Here is a 17261-nt window from a genome sequence, read left to right as displayed (position 1 = left end):
TGTCCGATTCATGCGGGAATTCGATTGTGTAATTCGGTCGATGCAATTCAGGGCGACGTCTCGGCGATTGATCATCCGGCCCGAGTCGTCGTTCGTGGTATTCGCTCGCAAAATCGGAAGGGCCTCACCGGAACGAGGGCGCGCGCCCGATCGAGCGCCCGCCCTCGGGAGGTACGGCAGGTGTCAGCGCAATGCCGGCGGATTGTCCAGGTTCGGCGCCGAGTAGGTGTCACACGCGCCGACCTCACCGCTGCGGTAGCCGGCGAGGAACCACTTCTGCCGCTGCTCCGACGAACCGTGCGTCCAGCCCTCCGGGTTCACCCGGCCCGTCGCGGCGGCCTGGATGCGGTCGTCGCCGACCGCCGACGCGGCAGAGAGCGCGTCGCGGACATCGTTGTCGGTGAGCGGGACGAGGAACGGCTGACCGGTGTCCGGGTCCACCATCTTGTCCGCGTGATAGGCCCACACACCGGCGTAGCAGTCTGCCTGCAGTTCGGTGCGAACCGCACCGGACTCGGGGCCGCGCGGATCGGCCTGTGCCCGGCCGATGTCGCCGAGCTGCGTCTGCAGATGATGGCCGAACTCGTGTGCGACGACGTACTCCTGCGCCAGCGGACCGCCGCTCGAGCCGAAACGGGTCACGAGCTCCTGGAAGAAGCTCGTGTCGAAGTAGGCGGTCTGGTCGGCCGGACAGTAGAACGGGCCGACCTCGCTGGTTGCGTTGCCGCACCCGGTCCCGACCGAACCCGAGAACACCTGGACCTCGGGTCGCACATAGGCCACCCCTGTCTGCTGGTCCAGTTGCTGCTCCCACACCAGATCGAGGCTGCCGACGGTGTACTCGACCCGGCAGTTCACATCCGAGTTGGCGTCCGCACCGGTCTGGCAATCCTCGGAACCGGCGGCCCCGGACCCGGCATTCGGATCGACGGTCCCCGACCCGAGCAGCGACCCCGGATCGCCACCGAACAGCAGCACGAGGATCAGGACGATGATGCCGCCGACACCACCGCCGACCGCCATCTTGCCGCCGCGGCCACCACCGCCCCGGCGGACTCGCCCCGCCTCGATCCGTGCCCCGTCGTTGAACGTCATCGCATCGCCTTCTTGTTGCAGGTGCTCGAGCGGCACAAGCTTGGCACGTCGAATCGGGTACGGGTGTCCTCGTCGCCTCCGTGTCTTTCGTAGGATTACAGCCGACGAAGAACCTCGTTGATCGTTTCGAAAGGAATTCCGTGCTGCGCACCCATCTCGCCGGCTCGTTGCGAGCCGAGCACGCCGAGCAGTCCGTCACCCTCACCGGTTGGGTTGCCCGGCGGCGCGACCACGGCGGGGTGATCTTCATCGACCTGCGCGACGCATCCGGTGTCTCCCAGGTCGTGTTCCGCGACGCCGCGGTCCTCGACCAGGCACACCGCCTGCGCGCCGAGTTCTGCATCAAGGTCACCGGAGTCGTCGAGATGCGCCCCGACGGCAACCAGAACTTCGACATTCCGACCGGCGCCATCGAGGTCAACGCGACCACCCTCGAGGTTCTCAACGAGGCGGCGCCGCTGCCGTTCCAGCTCGACGACCAGGCCGGTGAGGAAGCGCGGTTGAAGTACCGCTACCTCGATCTGCGCCGCGAGGGACCGGGCAAGGCCATCCGCCTGCGCAGCAAGGTCAACGCCGCGGCCCGTGCGGTGCTCGCGCACCACTCGTTCGTCGAGGTCGAGACGCCCACGCTGACCCGTTCCACACCCGAGGGTGCCCGCGACTTCGTCGTGCCGGCGCGTCTGCAGCCCGGCAACTTCTACGCGCTGCCGCAGAGCCCGCAGTTGTTCAAGCAGCTGCTCATGGTCGGCGGTATCGAGCGGTACTACCAGATCGCCCGCTGCTATCGCGACGAGGATTTCCGCGCCGATCGTCAGCCCGAGTTCACCCAGCTGGACGTCGAGATGTCCTTCGTGACCCAGGAGGACGTGATCCTCCTCGCCGAGGAGATCCTGCACGCTCTGTGGCGGCTCGTGGACTTCGAACTCGAGACCCCGATCCCGCGCATGACCTATGCCGAGGCGATGCGCCGGTTCGGCACCGACAAGCCGGACCTGCGCTTCGACATCGAACTCGTCGAGTGCAGGGACTTCTTCAAGGACACCACCTTCCGGGTGTTCCAGGCCGAGTACGTCGGCGCAGTTGTCATGCCGGGCGGTGCGAGCCAGCCCCGCCGTCAGCTCGACGCCTGGCAGGAATGGGCCAAGCAGCGCGGCGCGAAGGGCCTCGCCTACGTCCTGGTCGGCGAGGACGGCGAACTGTCCGGTCCGGTCGCGAAGAACCTCACCGACACCGAGCGTGCCGGCCTGTGCGACCACGTCGGTGCGAAGCCCGGCGACTGCATCTTCTTCGCCGCCGGAGCCACCAAGCCCATGCGGGCGCTGCTCGGAGCCGCGCGCGACGAGATCGCACGCAAACTCGACCTGATCGATCCCAAGGCGTGGGCCTTCGTCTGGGTCGTCGACGCGCCGCTGTTCGAGCCCGCCGCCGACGCGACCGCGTCCGGTGACGTCGCCCTCGGCTCGTCGGCGTGGACGGCGGTGCACCACGCGTTCACCTCGCCGAAGCCCGAGTTCCTCGACACCTTCGACACCGACCCCGGTTCGGCTCTGGCCTACGCCTACGACATCGTCTGCAACGGCAACGAGATCGGTGGCGGCTCGATCCGTATCCACCGCCCCGACGTGCAGGAACGCGTCTTCAAGGTCATGGGTATTTCGGAGGAGCAGGCGCAGGATCAGTTCGGCTTCCTGCTCGACGCCTTCAAGTACGGCGCCCCGCCCCACGGCGGCATCGCGTTCGGCTGGGATCGCATCACCGCGCTGCTCGCCGGTATGGATTCGATCCGTGAGGTCATCGCGTTCCCGAAGTCCGGCGGCGGCGTCGACCCGCTGACCGACGCGCCCGCCCCGATCAGCGCGGCCCAGCGCAAGGAGTCCGGCATGGACTTCAAGCCCGAGCCGAAGAAGGACGAGCCGAAGAAGGACGATCCCGCCGTGTCGGCCCAGTAAGGAAGTTCGATCCGTTGCGTGTCTCGATCCGTGGCGTGTCGGTGCACCGCGCCGGCACGCCACGGAATCGGGCCATCGCGATTCCCGCCGCTCGCGCGATCGGACGGCCGGCCGCGGTGAGCCCCGGAGCACGGGGCCGTTTCGTGTCCTCGTACCGAAGGTCCTAGTCGGATCGAGACTTCTGCAGGACCTGCGCGGGCCCCGCACCGGGTAGATTGTGAGGCGATGACCGCAACATTGGCAGACCCCGTTTCAGAGGTTGTTCAGGCAGCCGAAAAGCTGCTCACCCGGCGTACCGGTGCACCGGTGACTCTCGCCGATCCCATCGATCTCGGTGGTAGCGGCCTGTCCACCGTGCTCCGCGTGCGAGTCGCGGCCAACCCGTTCTCGCTGCCGAGGACCCTCGTGCTCAAGCAGTTGCCACGGACCCGCGCCATCGGGCACGTCGACTTCCGCGGCGCCGAAACCGACGAAGAGGTGGCGTTCCTGCGGGAGGCGGTGTCCTACCAGTTCGCAACCGCCCTCGCGAAGGACAACCGGCCCGGCGCCGAACTACTCGCCTACGATTTCGAAACCCGCCTGCTCGTTCTCAGCGACCTCGGTGACGCGACCCCGCTCGCCTCGTTGCTGCGCAGCGGCGACGCCGACACCGTCGGCAACACGTTGATGGCCCTCGCCCAAGCGCTCGGCCGCATGCACGCCGCGACCGTCGGCCGTGAAGAGGACTTCGCGGCCTTGCTGCGACGCGCCGACGTCGGCAATGCCGCGGACGTGATGGCCCGGCAGGCGGTGCAGGCCGTCCACGCGGTGCCGGAGCTGCTTGCCCGCGATTTCGGGCTGACGGTGCCGCAGTCGGTCCTCGATCGCGCTGACCGCGCCGCCAACCTGTTCACCGGCGGCCGGTTCCGGGCATTCAGCCCGTCGGATCTGTGCCCCGACAACGTCGTCGTCGGCGACGACGGCGTGCAGTTCCTCGACTACGAGTGGGGCGGCTTCCGGGACGCCACCCTCGACATCGCGTACGCCCTCACCTCCTTCCCGGCGTGCCTGTGCACCGCGCCGCTGACCCTCGACCGGGTCCGGGCGATGGCGGACGCGTGGCGCGCCGAGGTCGTGGCGATGTGGCCGCAGCTGGCGTTCGACGAAGTGTTCATCACGCGCCTGCTCGACGCGCAGCTCGCCTGCGTGTGGCTGAGCACCGAGCTGTATCTCCCCGAGGACCACGCTCGGATCGCATCGGTGCGGGCACACCAGCTGTCGGTGCACCGGCTCGACGCGCTCGAGGCCCGGTGGTCGCTGCTCGCCGACTTCGCCGCCGACACCGGACACGACGACGTCGCCGAACACGCCCGCGACGTGCTGTCCTGCATCCAGGGGCGCCGAGCCGACGCCTGAGCCGGCCACCGACGCGCGCCGGCGCAGCAGCTTCAGCGCACGACGGCATCCAACGGGGCCGTCGGCTCGACGCGGGCCGATCCGGCGGTCACCCGCATGCTCGCGCCGTGCCGCGCAGCGGTCGCCGGATCCGCCCGATCGAGCACATACATCCAGTCCATCTGCACCGCGTCGGGCGTGACATCGAGGACGCCGAAGCCGTGCGAATCGAGCTCCACGTAGCGCACGTGACGGTTGAGGTTCCGTACCGCCGCTTCGATACCGGGAGAAGACGTGCGGGGCGCGGCGCCGAGCAGGTCGTCGATGTTCTGCGAGGTCACCGACGCCACGACCAGTTCGGTGGCGACGCTGCCGCCGGCGGGATATGCGGCAGCGTCGACCGGGACATCGCACGCCCACGACGTGTGGATGTCCCCGGTGAGGAACACGACATTGCGGCGCCCGGCGGAAGCGATCGCCTCGAGCAACCGACGGCGGTCCGCGGAGTACCCGTCCCACTGGTCCGGGTTGACCGGGACTCCCGCCGCGGGGATACCCAGAAGCTCGGTGACCGCGGCGGTGGTGCGGGTGTCGAGCGGTGGTATCAGCAGCGGTGAGATCATCACCGAATTGCCGACAAGCTGCCAGCGTGTGGCGGAGCTGGTGATACCGGCGGTCAGCCACGCCATCTGCTCGGCACCGGTGATCGAGCGGGCCGGGTCGTCGATCTCGCGCAGGCCCGGTCCCAGGCGGACCTGCGCGGACCGGTAGCTGCGCAGGTCCAGCATCGACAATTCGGCGAGGTCCCCGAACCGCAGGCGCCGGTAGAGCCGAGGTTCCGCACCGGCGACCCGCACCGGCATCCATTCCAGGTACGCGCGGCGCGCCGCCGCCACGCGCGCACCCCACGGTCCCTCGGTGACCGGGTCGTGATTTTCGGCGCCGCCGGACCACGCGTCGTTCGCGAACTCGTGATCGTCCCAGGTGACGATCCACGGCAGCCGTGCATGCAGTGCCTGCAGATCCGGATCGGTCTTGTACTCGCCGTGCCGGATTCGGTAGTCGGTGAGCGTGACGGTTTCGCGTAGCGGCGCATGGCGTCGCACCGGCCCGCTGGCCGGCGCGTATTCGCCGCTCGCGTACTCGTACAGGTAGTCACCGAGGTGGACGATCGCGTCGAGATCCGTGCGGGCTGCCAGGTGCCGGTACGCGGAGAAGAACCCGTCCTCCCAGTTCGCGCACGAGACGACACCCAACCGCAGTCGTGCGAGGCTCGCACCGTCGTCGGGGGCTGTGCGTGTCCGCCCTGTCGCGGAGGCCGCATCCGATTCGACCGCGGTGAATCGGTAGAAGTAGGTGGTGTCCGGATCGAGACCGGTCGCGTCGACCTTCACGGTGTGGTCGGCCGCCGCGGTCGCGGTGACCGAGCCGGATGCGGTCACCGCGCGGAAACCCTCGTCGGTTGCGATCTCCCAGCGCACTTCGGTGTCCGGTCCCGACCCGGAGCCGGGCGTCGCCTCGGGGGCCGGAGTGACGCGGGTCCACAGGATCACCCGGTCGGGCAGCGGATCTCCGGAGGCGACGCCGTGGGCGAACGCGGCCGGTGCTGCCGAGGCGGGGGCGGCCGTACCGAGTGCGGCGACGCCGGCGACGATCGCGCCGGAGCGCAGGACGACCCGTCTGGACACCCGCGGGGCCGGGGAATTGGAAGGCACCGGCCGATCCGACCACACCGTCGGACAGAGGTAAAGACCGACACACGGCCGTGCGCGATGTTCACGCACAGTTCCGGCGGTGGCGGCCTGTGCCGGCTGTCCGCCCCGCCTTGTAGCGTCGAAGGGGTGAGTGACCTTTTCGGGGCGGACGATCCTGCCGCCTCTCCGGATGCCCTGTTCGAGGCGCCGAGCGCGCCGGAACCGGAACCCGAGCCGTCGATCCGCCGCGCGAACCTCGGACCCACTGGACCGGGCGCTCCGCTCGCAGCCCGGATGCGCCCGCGCAGCCTCGACGAAGTCGTCGGGCAACAGCATCTGCTCGCGCCGGGTGCGCCGCTGCGTCGACTCGTCGAAGGCTCGGGTGCGGCGTCCGTCGTGCTCTACGGGCCACCCGGCACCGGCAAGACCACGCTTGCCTCCCTGATTTCCGGGGCCACCGGCCGCAGGTTCGAGGCGCTGTCCGCGCTGTCCGCCGGCGTCAAGGACGTGCGCGGTGTGATCGAACTCGCGCGGCGTCGTCTCGCGCAGGGCGAGCAGACCGTGTTGTTCATCGACGAGGTCCACCGCTTCTCGAAGACCCAGCAGGATGCCCTGCTGGCCGCCGTCGAGAACCGCATCGTCCTGCTCGTCGCGGCCACCACCGAGAACCCGTCGTTCTCGGTGGTCGCGCCGCTGCTGTCGCGGTCGCTGGTATTGCAGTTGCAGCCGCTCGCACCCGACGACATCCGTGCCCTGATCGAACGTGCCCGCACCGATCCGCGCGGGCTCGGCGACACGGTGGCGATCACCGACGATGCGCTCGATCATCTCGTGCGTCTTGCCGGTGGTGATGCCCGACGGGCGCTGACGGCCCTCGAAGCGTCGGCCGAGACCGCCGTCGACCGGTCGGCGGGCGGCGAAGCGGTCATCGATCTGCCCACCGTCGAATCGAGCATCGACAAGGCCGCGGTCCGCTACGACCGCGACGGCGACCAGCACTACGACGTCGCCAGTGCCTTCATCAAATCGCTGCGCGGCTCCGACGTCGACGCGGCACTGCACTACCTCGCCCGGATGATCGTCGCAGGTGAGGACCCCCGGTTCATTGCGCGACGGCTCATGATCCAGGCGAGCGAGGAGGTCGGCATGGCCGATCCGACCGCCCTGCAGACCGCGGTGGCCGCCGCGCAGGTCGTGCAGCAGGTCGGTATGCCCGAAGCGCAACTGGCGCTCGCGCAGGCCACGATTCACATCGCGACCGCACCCAAGTCGGGGGCCGTGACCGCGGCGCTCGGCGCGGCGATCGCGGATGTGAAGGCGGGCCGGGCCGGGTCCGTGCCCTCGCATCTGCGCGACGGCCACTACAAGGGCGCACACGGATTGGGCAATGCGATCGGCTACCGCTATCCGCACGACCATCCCGACGGTGTCCTCGCGCAGCAGTACCCGCCGGACGAACTCGTGGGCGTCGACTACTACCGGCCCACCGCGCATGGCGTCGAACGGGAACTGGCGTCTCGGGTGCCGAAGTTGCGCCGCATCGTGCGCGGATAGGCGGCGGCACGGTCGTGCGGTCCGGCCTCGACGTCGAGTTGCGCCACCGGGTCGTTCCGGCCGGATGCCCACAGGAAGGCCGGACAGGAACGAGTGTGGTCTTCGCTGCGAACGCGGGCCCGGGTGGAGGGGACCGGCGGTGACATCGGAAGTCGCGATAAGCTGAACGATGGCCGATTCGCCGGAGTCGGCAGCCCCCACCGCGGGCGCACACCACACCGCCAGACCCCGAAGGACCATGACGTGCAGACCCACGAGATCCGCAGGCGCTTTCTCGACCACTTCGTGAAGGCCGGCCACGCCGAAGTGCCCAGCGCCTCGCTGATCCTCGCCGACCCGAACCTGCTGTTCGTCAACGCCGGCATGGTCCCCTTCGTGCCGTACTTCCTCGGCCAGCAGACACCGCCGTTCCCGCGTGCCACGTCCGTGCAGAAGTGTGTGCGCACCCTCGACATCGAAGAGGTGGGTATCACCACCCGCCACAACACGTTCTTCCAGATGGCGGGCAACTTCTCCTTCGGCGACTACTTCAAGCGCGAGGCGATCACCCACGCCTGGTCGCTGCTCACCGATTCCGTCGACGAGGGCGGCTACGGAATCGACCCGGAGAAGCTCTGGGCGACCGTGTACCTCGACGACGACGAAGCGTTCGCCATCTGGCGCGACGAGGTCGGTGTGCCCGAGGAACGCATCCAGCGTCGCGGCATGAAGGACAACTATTGGTCCATGGGCATCCCGGGTCCGTGCGGTCCGTGCTCGGAGATCTTCTACGACCGCGGCCCGGAATACGGTGTCGAGGGCGGACCCGAAGCCGACGAGGACCGCTACATCGAGATCTGGAATCTCGTGTTCATGCAGAACGAGCGCGGCGAGGGCGGTGCCAAGGACGACTACCCGATCCTCGGACCGCTGCCGAAGAAGAACATCGACACCGGCATGGGCGTCGAGCGCGTCGCGTTCCTGCTGCAGGGCGTCGAGAACGTCTACGAGACCGATCTGCTGCGCCCCGTCATCGACAAGGCGCAGGAGCTGACCGGCAGCCGCTACGGCGCCGAACACGCATCCGACGTGCGCTTCCGCGTCATCGCCGACCACGCCCGCACCGCCGCGATGCTCATCGTCGACGGCGTCAATCCCGGCAACGACGGCCGCGGCTACGTGCTGCGCCGCCTGCTGCGCCGCATCGTGCGTTCGGCGCGCCTGCTCGGCGCGACCGCCCCGACGATGGCCCAGTTCATGGCCGTCGTGCGCGACACGATGGCCCCGTCCTACCCGGAGCTCGCCACCGACTTCTCGCGGATCGAGACCGTCGCGGTCGGTGAGGAGACGGCGTTCCTCAAGACCCTCGACACCGGCTCGAAGCTGTTCGAAGGTGCCGTCGACGCGGTCAAGTCCGAAGGGCTGACGGTGCTCGGCGGAGCCGAGGCGTTCACGCTGCACGACACCTACGGCTTCCCGATCGACCTGACCCTGGAGATGGCGTCCGAGGCCGGACTGTCCGTCGACGAGGAGGGCTTCCGGTCGCTGATGGCCGAGCAGCGCCAGCGCGCGAAGGACGACGCCCGCGCCCGCAAGCACGCGCACGCCGACCTGACCGTCTACAAGGAACTGCTCGACCGCGGACCCACCGAGTTCACCGGGTTCTCCGAGCTGGTGTCCGAAGCGAACGTGCTCGCCGTCATCACCGGCGGGGAACGCCTGCACGCGGCGCAGGCAGGTCAGGACGTGGAGCTGATCCTCGACCGCAGCCCGCTCTACGCCGAATCCGGCGGCCAGATCGCCGACATCGGCACGATCACCGCCACTGGACTGCGCGTCAAGGTCAACGACGTGCAGAAGATCGCGAAGCAGTTGTGGGTGCACAAGGTCACCGTCCTCGAAGGTCAGATCACCGAGGGGGACACGGTCCTCGTGCAGGTCGACCCCGAGTGGCGCAAGGGCGCCACCCAGGGTCACTCCGGCACGCACATGGTGCACGCCGCCCTGCGTCAGGTGCTCGGCCCCAACGCCGTGCAGGCCGGCTCGCTGAACAAGCCCGGCTATCTGCGTTTCGACTTCTCGTGGCCGGGGGCGCTGTCCGAGCAGCAGAAGCAGGACATCGAGGCCGTCACCAACGAGGCCGTCGCTGCGAACTTCCCGGTGAACACGTTCGTCACCGACCTGGACAAGGCCAAGAAGATGGGTGCGATGGCGCTCTTCGGCGAAAACTACGGCGACGAGGTGCGCGTCGTGGAGATCGGCGGACCGTTCTCGATGGAACTGTGTGGCGGCACCCACGTGCAGCACTCGTCGCACATCGGCACGGTCACCCTCCTCGGTGAGCAGTCCGTCGGGTCCGGCGTCCGCCGCGTCGAGGCGTACGTCGGGCTGGACTCGTACCGGCATCTGGCGAAGGAACGCGCGCTGCTCGCCGGACTGTCCTCGACGCTGAAGGTGCCGTCCGAGGAAGTGCCCGGCCGGGTCGAATCGCTCATCGAACGCCTCAAGGTGGCCGAGAAGGAACTCGAGAAGACCCGTGCCGCGGCGGTCCTCGCCTCGGCGGGCACCTTCGCGGAGAAGGCCCAGCGGATCGGGGACGTCCTGGTGATCGCCGAGGCGGCACCCGACGGGGTCGCGGGCAACGACCTGCGCAGCCTGGCAACGGATGTGCGTGGCCGCCTCGGCAGCGAACCCGCCGTCGTGCTGCTGCTCGGCAGCGCCGACGGCAAGGTCCCGTTCGTCGTCGCCACGACGAAGGCCGCCCAGGAGAAGGGCATCAAGGCCGGCGAACTGGTATCGAGCTTCGGACCGGCGATCGGCGGCCGCGGCGGCGGCAAGCCGGACATGGCGCAGGGGTCCGGTGCGGACCCGGCCGGAATCCCCGCGGCGCTCGACGCGTTCCGGGCGCGACTGCGCGAGCTGGCCGGCTGATCGTGGCGGAAGTCGCCGGCCCGGATCGCCCGGGCGACGACGACCCCGGGCGAGGCCGACGCATCGGCATCGATGTGGGCAGCGTCCGGATCGGGGTCGCCTCGAGCGACCCGGATTGCATCCTCGCCACACCGGTCGAGACGGTCCCGCGGTCCAAGGACCGCGGGCCCGACGCGCCCGACATCCGGCGCATTGTCCAAATCGTTATGGAATACGACGCCGTGGAGGTTATCGTCGGGTTGCCGCAGACGCTGCGCGGTGAGCCCGGCAAGGCTGCGAAACTGGCGAGCGACTTCGCGCGCCGGCTTCGGCGGCAACTGCCGGACGTTCCCGTGCGGATGGCCGACGAACGCTTCACCACGGTCACTGCGGCGCGTGCGCTCCGCGCCAGCGGAGTCAGCGCGCGCGGTGCGCGGCCGGTCATCGACCAGGCCGCGGCCGTCGCCATCTTGCAGGGTTGGTTGGACGAGCGGAGTGCAGCTTTGAACGTGGCCGAGGACGGCGACCAGGGGGATGGCCGGTGACCAGGCACGGACGGTCCGAAGACGACACCGAAGCAACACACCAGCACTTCTTCGGTGATCGTTTCGGTGAAGAACCCGTGGACGGTCGCCGCAAGGTCGGTGGCGCCTACGACAGGGTCCGCTCGACGCCGGAGCCGGACCACCGACCGATCTCACGCCCCGACGACGAGCCCACGACGGTTCTGCGCTTCGAGGAAGGGGTGTTCGACGGCCCGCCACCGACGACCGGGACTGCCGACGGTGCTTACCCGGTCGGCTCGGCCGACGGTGGCTACCCGGTCGGCTCGGCCGACGGTGGCTACAGCGGCGACGGCTACAGCGGCGACGGCTACGACGAAGACGAGTACGCCGGCGGCTACCGCTACGCCGAGCGCACCGAAAGCCACGGCGGGGAAGAGCTCACCGGCGAGCAAGCCCGCTATGCCGGCGAGGACCACTACGCCGCGCCATACGAGACCGATCCGGTCGCGTGGCCGGACGACGAGCGTGCCGCCCCCCAGGCGGTCGGTGTGTCCCCGGTGCGGCGTGCCCACGACCGCGAGGCCGGCGCACGCAAGAAGCGCGGACGTGTCATCGGTGCTCTCGCCGTGGCGCTGCTGCTCGTGATCGCGGTCGGCGGCGGCTTCTTCGTCTACAAGAGATTCGTCGGACCGGATCTGCCCCCGGACTTCACCGGCCCCGCCGGCCCGGCAGTCATCATCCAGGTCCGCTCGGGCGAAACCGCCAACGAGATCGCTGTCGAACTCACCGAGAAGGGCGTCGTCGCCAGCGCGTCCGCGTTCTTCAATGCCGCGGTGCAGAACACCGGGATGAATGCGGTGCAGCCCGGCTTCTACAGTCTCGCGACGAATATGCCGGCGGTCGACGCCGTCGCCGACCTCGTCGATCCGGCCTCCCGGGTGGGTGCGCTCGTCGTGTCCGAAGGCCGGCAACTGCACGACATTCGCGACGTCAACACCGGAGCGGTCCGCAAGGGCATCTACACGCTGATCGCGGAAGCGAGCTGCTACGAGGACGATGGAACCTCCCGTTGCCTGACCTACGACGAACTCAACCAGGCCGGAGCGAGCATCGACCTCGCGGCGCTCGGAGTTCCGGAGTGGGCACGCCAGGCGGTCACCGGAGTGCCGGACCGTGATCGTCAGCTCGAAGGGCTCATCGCGGCGGGAAGCTGGGATTTCGATCCGTCCGCCAGTGCATCCGAGGTGCTCGCCCGGCTCGTGTCGGCCAGCGCCGAACAGTACGACCGCACAGGGATCGCCGATGCTGCCGCCAAGGTCGGCCTCTCGCCCTACGAGCTGCTCGTCGCGGCGTCCCTCGTCGAACGTGAAGCGCTCCCTGCGGATTTCGCGAGGGTTGCACGGGTGATCCTGAACCGGCTCGACATCGACATGCCGTTGCAGTTCGACTCGACGGTCAACTACTCGCTCGACGAAACCGAACTCGCCACGACCGACTCGGACCGGGCGCGGGTGACTCCGTGGAACACCTACGCGAGCCCCGGCCTGCCGGCGACGCCGATCTCGTCGCCGAGTATCGGTGCGCTCCAGGCCGTGGAGAACCCGGAGCCGGGGAACTGGACGTATTTCGTGACCGTCGACGCCCAGGGCACGACCCTGTTCGCCGACAACTACGAAGAGCACCTCGCGAACACCGAACGAGCCCTGGAAAGCGGAATTCTCGACAGTGGTAGATGACAACGTGACCGGTGCCCGCAAAGCCGCCGTTCTGGGCAGCCCGATCCAGCACTCGAAGTCTCCGCTGCTGCACCTGGCCGCCTACCGGGCGCTGGGCCTGACCGACTGGACGTACGACCGCATCGAATGCACCGGGGAGCAACTTCCCGGATTCGTCGACTCGCTCGGGCCGGAATGGGTCGGCCTGTCGGTCACGATGCCCGGAAAGTTCGCGGCGCTCGCCTACGCCGACGAACGCACCGATCGCGCAGTGACCGTCGGTTCCGCGAACACCCTCGTCCGCACCGACACCGGCTGGCGCGCCGACTGCACCGACGTCGACGGCGTGACCGGTGCGCTCGGCACGATCGGCGTCGCCGACCTGACGGGCCGCCGCGCCGTCGTCGTCGGCAACGGCGGAACGTCCCGGCCGGCGATCGTGGGGTTGGCGTCCCTGGGCGTCCGGGAGATCGTCGTCGTCGCACGATCGCAGGCCCGCGCCACCGAGACGTTCGACTGTGCCGAAGCGGTCGGGGTGACACCCCGCTGGATGGGATTCGACGACCCGGGTCTCGGCGATGTGTGCGCCGAGGCGGGTGCGCTGGTGTCGACCGTCCCGGCCGCGGGCGCCGCACCGTTCGCCGACGTCCTTGCGCGGGCACCGTTCATCCTCGACGCGATCTACGACCCGTGGCCGACACCGCTCGCATCGGCTGCGAAGACGTGCGGCAGCGTCGTCGTCTCCGGTCTCCACATGCTGCTGCACCAGGCGTTCGGTCAAGTCGAGCAGTTCACCGGCCGCCCGGCACCGCGCCCGGAGATGGCGCGGGCCGTCGGGCTCGAGTTCAGCCAGTCGCCGAATCAGTGATCTCGGGGTGGTCGGATCTCGGGGTGGTCGCGGGCGACGAACACGTTGACCAGGCCGGCGCCGGTTTCGGCGTCGCCGACGACGATCTGCGTCCGGGCGCGAGAACCGGTTGCGGCCCGTTGACGATGAGCAGGGAGCAGGCCATGTCCGTGAATGTCACCCCCACCTGAACTTCCGCGGGACGCCCGTGTCGCGTTGGACTTCCACCGGTCGGTGTTCGGCGGCCGGATCACCGTCGCGACCGACGATGACGCCCACAACGTCACCGATCCGGCCGAGTCCGATCAAATGATGTACGGCGAGATCTTGTCCGACAACGGTTTTCGCGTCATGGTCTACGACGTTCCGTCCCACACGGCCTGGGACCCCGGCACTGTCCCGGTGTTCGTGTGCGTCCGGGGCGTCGACGCCGAGGAGATCGCCGGCTGCTGGGGCGAACTCGCAGTCGGAGCGACAATCCTCATGCCGCTCGCACCCGCGCAGTGGACACCGCTTTACGCAATGCTGAGGGATCGGTTCGGCGTCACCGGGGTCCTCGACGTCGAAATCGCGTGGGAAGGCTGATCGGCCGGCCGCGCTTCCCTGTGGAATCGTCGAGAGTCGAGAGTCGAGAGCGCGACCGACCGCCACAAAGCCGCTCAGCGAGCCGGCTCGGCCGCCGCGGCCGGACGCTCGCTCGTCTGCCACGGCCAGCGGCCGTCGATCTCGAGTTGCAGAGACCAACTCAAGAACGTGCGGATGAGGACGATGATCGCCAGCACTCCCACCGACGTGAAGGTGGGGGTGACGGCGACGGTCTTGATGATGTCGGCCGCCACCAGGAACTCGAGACCCAGCAGGATCGACCGTCCCAGATTGCGGCGATACGCGACGTAGATCGGTTGGCCAGGCCTGTGGCGTCGGGTGTTGTACGCAATCCAGCTGGAAACAAGCGCCCCCACGACGATGACGGCAACCCCGACCATGTCGATGACCGAGCCGACGCTGTCCATCACCTCGGCGATCTCCATATGAACTCCTTCCGGTGTGCCGTGTGTCCGGATCATTGTGACCACGTCAGGCCGGATGCGGTGCGAAGGGGCTACGCCACCGCCCCTCGTGTTGTTCGGGTCTTCGACTGTGCGGCGTGCTCGATGAGCTGCGGTGGGGACGACGATCGCGACCACCTCGTGTCCCCACCGTCGATCGCCGATCGGCAGCGACCACGATCAGCCCGACCGGGAACACGACGCAGAACCCGGCTCCTCGAGCCGCCGCCCCAATTCGTCCAAGATGATGTCAAGTCCTTCACCGAACTGGTCCGAGAAGGAATACACACCCGACCCGGTGAGATACTGCACGAACTCGACCAGGTACGGGTACTCGGTCAGCGCCGGCATCATGTCGGCAGCAAAGACGACCGCCTGATCGCTGCTACTCGGGTCGAACGGGAGATTGCGCTCGGTCAGCGCGAAACCGTATACATAGGCGTCGATCACGGAGAACGCCTGGGCCGCGAGATCGATCGGGAACCCGCCACGACGCATGCATCCGATGACCGCGTCGTGATGCCGGAGCAGCGCAGCGCCGGGATTCGTGCGTGAATCGATGAGAGTCAGCGCCCACGGATGCCCCACCAGCACGTCTCGAGCCGATGTCGCCCGCAACCGCATACCCTCGCGCCACCCCATCTCGGGATCCGGCAACTCGATCTGCGCGAACACCCAGTCCGCCAGTGCATCGAGCAGCGCATCCTTGTTCGCAACGTGATGGTAGAGCGACATCGCCTCGACCCCAAGCGCTTTGCCGACATTGCGCATGCTGATCGCCGCATACCCGCCCGCGTCTGCGACGCGGACCGCGGCTGCGACGATGCGCTCCTCGCTGAGCGGCTGCCGAGCAACCATGTCTACCTCGCCTCCCTTGTGCCCTTACGTCCGTAAGGGTACCTTGCCTATCTACCGGGACTTACATCCGTAAGGGGAGTCATGGACACACAGATGAGAGCGGCAACCATCGATCGATACGGGCCGCCGACGACGATCAGGATCACCACAATGCCGGTCCCGACACCCGGTCGGGGCGAAGTGCTCGTCAGAGTCGAAGCCGCGGCGGTGACCGCGGGCGACGCCCGAATTCGGGCGGGCCGATTCCCGCGCGGATTCGGCCTCCCCGCCAGGCTCGGAATCGGCATGCGCGGGCCTCGTCGCAGCATTCCCGGTGTGGTGTTCTCAGGCAAGGTCGAGCGCTTGGGCGACGGGGCCACCGGACTCTCGGTGGGCGATTCGATTGCGGGAATGACCGGCGCCCGGTTCGGTGCGCACGCTGAGTATGTGACGGTACCCGTCACCGCGCTCACCCCCCTCCCCGCAGGCATGCCCCATTCGGATGCGGCGGGCGCGCTCTTCGGCGGCAGTACCGCCCTGTACTTTCTTCGCGACCGCGCGAGGCTCGGTACCGGGCAGACGGTGCTCGTGAACGGAGCATCGGGGTCGGTCGGGTCAGCGGCGGTGCAGCTGGCGGCCCACTTCGGAGCAACTGTCACCGCGGTGAGCAGCAGGCCCAACCACGATCTGCTGCGCCGCCTCGGCGCGGCACAGGTGATCGACTACCGGCAAACACCGGTCGCCGGACTCGGCGAGCGCTTCGACGTCGTCTTCGACGCGGTCGGGAACCTGAGCCGTGCCGCCGGGCTCCGGCTCGCTGGGGATCACGGTGCGGCAGTGCTCGCGGTCGCGGGCCTCGCGGACGCGGTGACCGCTCACGGGCGCGTGATCGCGGGGGCGGCGCCCGAACGCCGGGAGGACTTCGCGCTGCTGCTCGACCTTGTCGCGAGCGGGGCGTTCGATCCGCTGGTCGAGGTCGTCGGCAGCCTCGAGGCATTGCCCGAAGCGCACCGACGGATCGACAGCGGCCGGAAAATCGGCAATCTCGTGATCCTGCCTCATGCCGCGGGGCAAGAAACCGTCACCACCGCTACAACCCGGGAAGCCATATGACGATCGAGTGGACTCGCGTTGTTCTCGCCGGGAGCTGGATCAGCCTATGCCGATCTACCTGCTCGGTGACGTCCGCAGGATCTTCGCCGGCCACATCGAACCCGGACGACTGATCGTGCTGGAATGCGCTGCGGGAGCGTTCAACACGGAAGTCGCGGCGCGATTGGGAATCAGCAGGACGACAGTCGGGAAGTGGCGGTCCCGGTTCATCGCGCACCGCCTGGACGGCTTGGTCGACGACCCTCGACCGGGTCGCTCGGCGACGGTCGCCGCCGAGCAAGTCGAGGACGTCGTCGTGGCGACGCTCGAGTCCACACCGCCGAACGCGACGCACTGGTCGCGGGCGAAGATGGCCGAACGCACCGGGCTCTCGAAGTCGACCGTCGGACGGATCTGGAAGGCGTTCGGGCTCGAGCCCCACCAGGACCGACGGGTTCAAGCTTCGGACGAGGGAGGCACGGATCTCGGCGGGCGGCAGGCGTCGATCGGGAAGGCTGTGTCCAGTGGCTACTCGTCACATCACATGTGCCACCGCTGGTGAGCTGTCACCGCTCCTGTAGGACAGCGGGCGCGGTGCTTGCAAGCGGACATGCCAATCTCCCTGTAGACGGACACGTTCGTCCCCGCTGACGGACGGGG

General features: G+C 68.7%; 15 protein-coding genes. 11 read left to right on the top strand and 4 right to left on the bottom strand.

Annotation, left to right across the window (positions count from 1 at the left end; translation table 11 throughout):
• Positions 1 to 183: 183 nt before the first annotated feature.
• The gene (gene ypfJ / locus RZ1_RS22240) at positions 184 to 1095 is read right to left on the bottom strand and encodes a KPN_02809 family neutral zinc metallopeptidase (protein WP_072814757.1); all 912 of its coding nucleotides are present in this window, start codon (positions 1093 to 1095) and stop codon (positions 184 to 186) included.
• 140 nt (positions 1096 to 1235) lie between these two features.
• On the opposite strand from ypfJ, the gene aspS reads away from it, so the two are divergent.
• The gene (aspS, locus tag RZ1_RS22235) at positions 1236 to 3044 is read left to right on the top strand and encodes an aspartate--tRNA ligase (protein WP_072814695.1); all 1809 of its coding nucleotides are present in this window, start codon (positions 1236 to 1238) and stop codon (positions 3042 to 3044) included.
• Between the two features lie 225 nt (positions 3045 to 3269).
• On the top strand, positions 3270 to 4439 hold the full coding sequence (locus tag RZ1_RS22230; protein ID WP_072814694.1) for a kinase: 1170 nt from the start codon (positions 3270 to 3272) through the stop codon (positions 4437 to 4439).
• Positions 4440 to 4471: 32 nt separating this feature from the next.
• Here RZ1_RS22230 and RZ1_RS22225 read toward each other — a convergent pair whose 3' ends face one another.
• A complete protein-coding gene (locus RZ1_RS22225) occupies positions 4472 to 6133 on the bottom strand; it encodes an alkaline phosphatase D family protein (RefSeq protein WP_072814693.1) in 1662 nt (553 codons plus the stop codon).
• Between the two features lie 126 nt (positions 6134 to 6259).
• Here RZ1_RS22225 and RZ1_RS22220 point away from each other — a divergent pair, with 126 nt between their 5' ends.
• The 7 genes from RZ1_RS22220 (at position 6260) to RZ1_RS22195 (ending at position 14208) form a co-directional block, all read left to right on the top strand.
• Positions 6260 to 7666: a replication-associated recombination protein A gene (locus tag RZ1_RS22220; RefSeq protein ID WP_072814692.1), complete on the top strand. Its 1407-nt coding sequence runs from the start codon at positions 6260 to 6262 to the stop codon at positions 7664 to 7666.
• Between the two features lie 243 nt (positions 7667 to 7909).
• Positions 7910 to 10576 (top strand): alanine--tRNA ligase, encoded by a 2667-nt coding sequence (alaS, locus tag RZ1_RS22215; protein WP_072814756.1) that lies wholly within the window; start codon positions 7910 to 7912, stop codon positions 10574 to 10576.
• Positions 10576 to 11100 carry a Holliday junction resolvase RuvX gene (ruvX, locus tag RZ1_RS22210; RefSeq protein WP_171061494.1) on the top strand — a complete coding sequence of 175 codons (525 nt, stop codon included), beginning with the start codon at positions 10576 to 10578 and terminating at the stop codon, positions 11098 to 11100. Before alaS ends, ruvX begins: the two co-directional genes overlap by 1 nt.
• Positions 11097 to 12797 (top strand): endolytic transglycosylase MltG, encoded by a 1701-nt coding sequence (locus RZ1_RS22205; RefSeq protein WP_072814690.1) that lies wholly within the window; start codon positions 11097 to 11099, stop codon positions 12795 to 12797. Before ruvX ends, RZ1_RS22205 begins: the two co-directional genes overlap by 4 nt.
• A complete protein-coding gene (locus RZ1_RS22200; RefSeq protein ID WP_072814689.1) occupies positions 12787 to 13644 on the top strand; it encodes a shikimate dehydrogenase in 858 nt (285 codons plus the stop codon). Before RZ1_RS22205 ends, RZ1_RS22200 begins: the two co-directional genes overlap by 11 nt.
• Positions 13641 to 13814, top strand: a complete 174-nt coding sequence (locus RZ1_RS30645; RefSeq protein WP_169918047.1) for a hypothetical protein — start codon at positions 13641 to 13643, stop codon at positions 13812 to 13814. Before RZ1_RS22200 ends, RZ1_RS30645 begins: the two co-directional genes overlap by 4 nt.
• Positions 13798 to 14208 (top strand): VOC family protein, encoded by a 411-nt coding sequence (locus tag RZ1_RS22195; RefSeq protein WP_218020480.1) that lies wholly within the window; start codon positions 13798 to 13800, stop codon positions 14206 to 14208. The genes RZ1_RS30645 and RZ1_RS22195 overlap by 17 nt, the downstream gene beginning before the upstream one ends.
• A 74-nt stretch (positions 14209 to 14282) precedes the next feature.
• On the opposite strand, the gene RZ1_RS22190 is transcribed toward RZ1_RS22195, so the two are convergent.
• On the bottom strand, positions 14283 to 14654 hold the full coding sequence (locus RZ1_RS22190) for a DUF1622 domain-containing protein (protein WP_072814688.1): 372 nt from the start codon (positions 14652 to 14654) through the stop codon (positions 14283 to 14285).
• A gap of 198 nt (positions 14655 to 14852) precedes the next feature.
• Positions 14853 to 15530 carry a TetR/AcrR family transcriptional regulator gene (locus RZ1_RS22185; protein WP_072814687.1) on the bottom strand — a complete coding sequence of 226 codons (678 nt, stop codon included), beginning with the start codon at positions 15528 to 15530 and terminating at the stop codon, positions 14853 to 14855.
• A 93-nt stretch (positions 15531 to 15623) separates the two neighbouring features.
• On the opposite strand from RZ1_RS22185, the gene RZ1_RS22180 reads away from it, so the two are divergent.
• On the top strand, positions 15624 to 16622 hold the full coding sequence (locus tag RZ1_RS22180) for an NAD(P)-dependent alcohol dehydrogenase (RefSeq protein WP_072814755.1): 999 nt from the start codon (positions 15624 to 15626) through the stop codon (positions 16620 to 16622).
• A gap of 46 nt (positions 16623 to 16668) precedes the next feature.
• Positions 16669 to 17163, top strand: coding sequence for a helix-turn-helix domain-containing protein (locus RZ1_RS31450; RefSeq protein WP_238072266.1), 495 nt, complete (start codon positions 16669 to 16671; stop codon positions 17161 to 17163).
• Positions 17164 to 17261: the final 98 nt, after the last annotated feature.

It is taken from the genome of Rhodococcus zopfii NBRC 100606 = JCM 9919 (genome assembly GCF_001895025.1).
GTDB lineage: Bacteria > Actinomycetota > Actinomycetes > Mycobacteriales > Mycobacteriaceae > Rhodococcus > Rhodococcus zopfii.
This window is presented reverse-complemented; position numbering and strand designations above follow the sequence as displayed.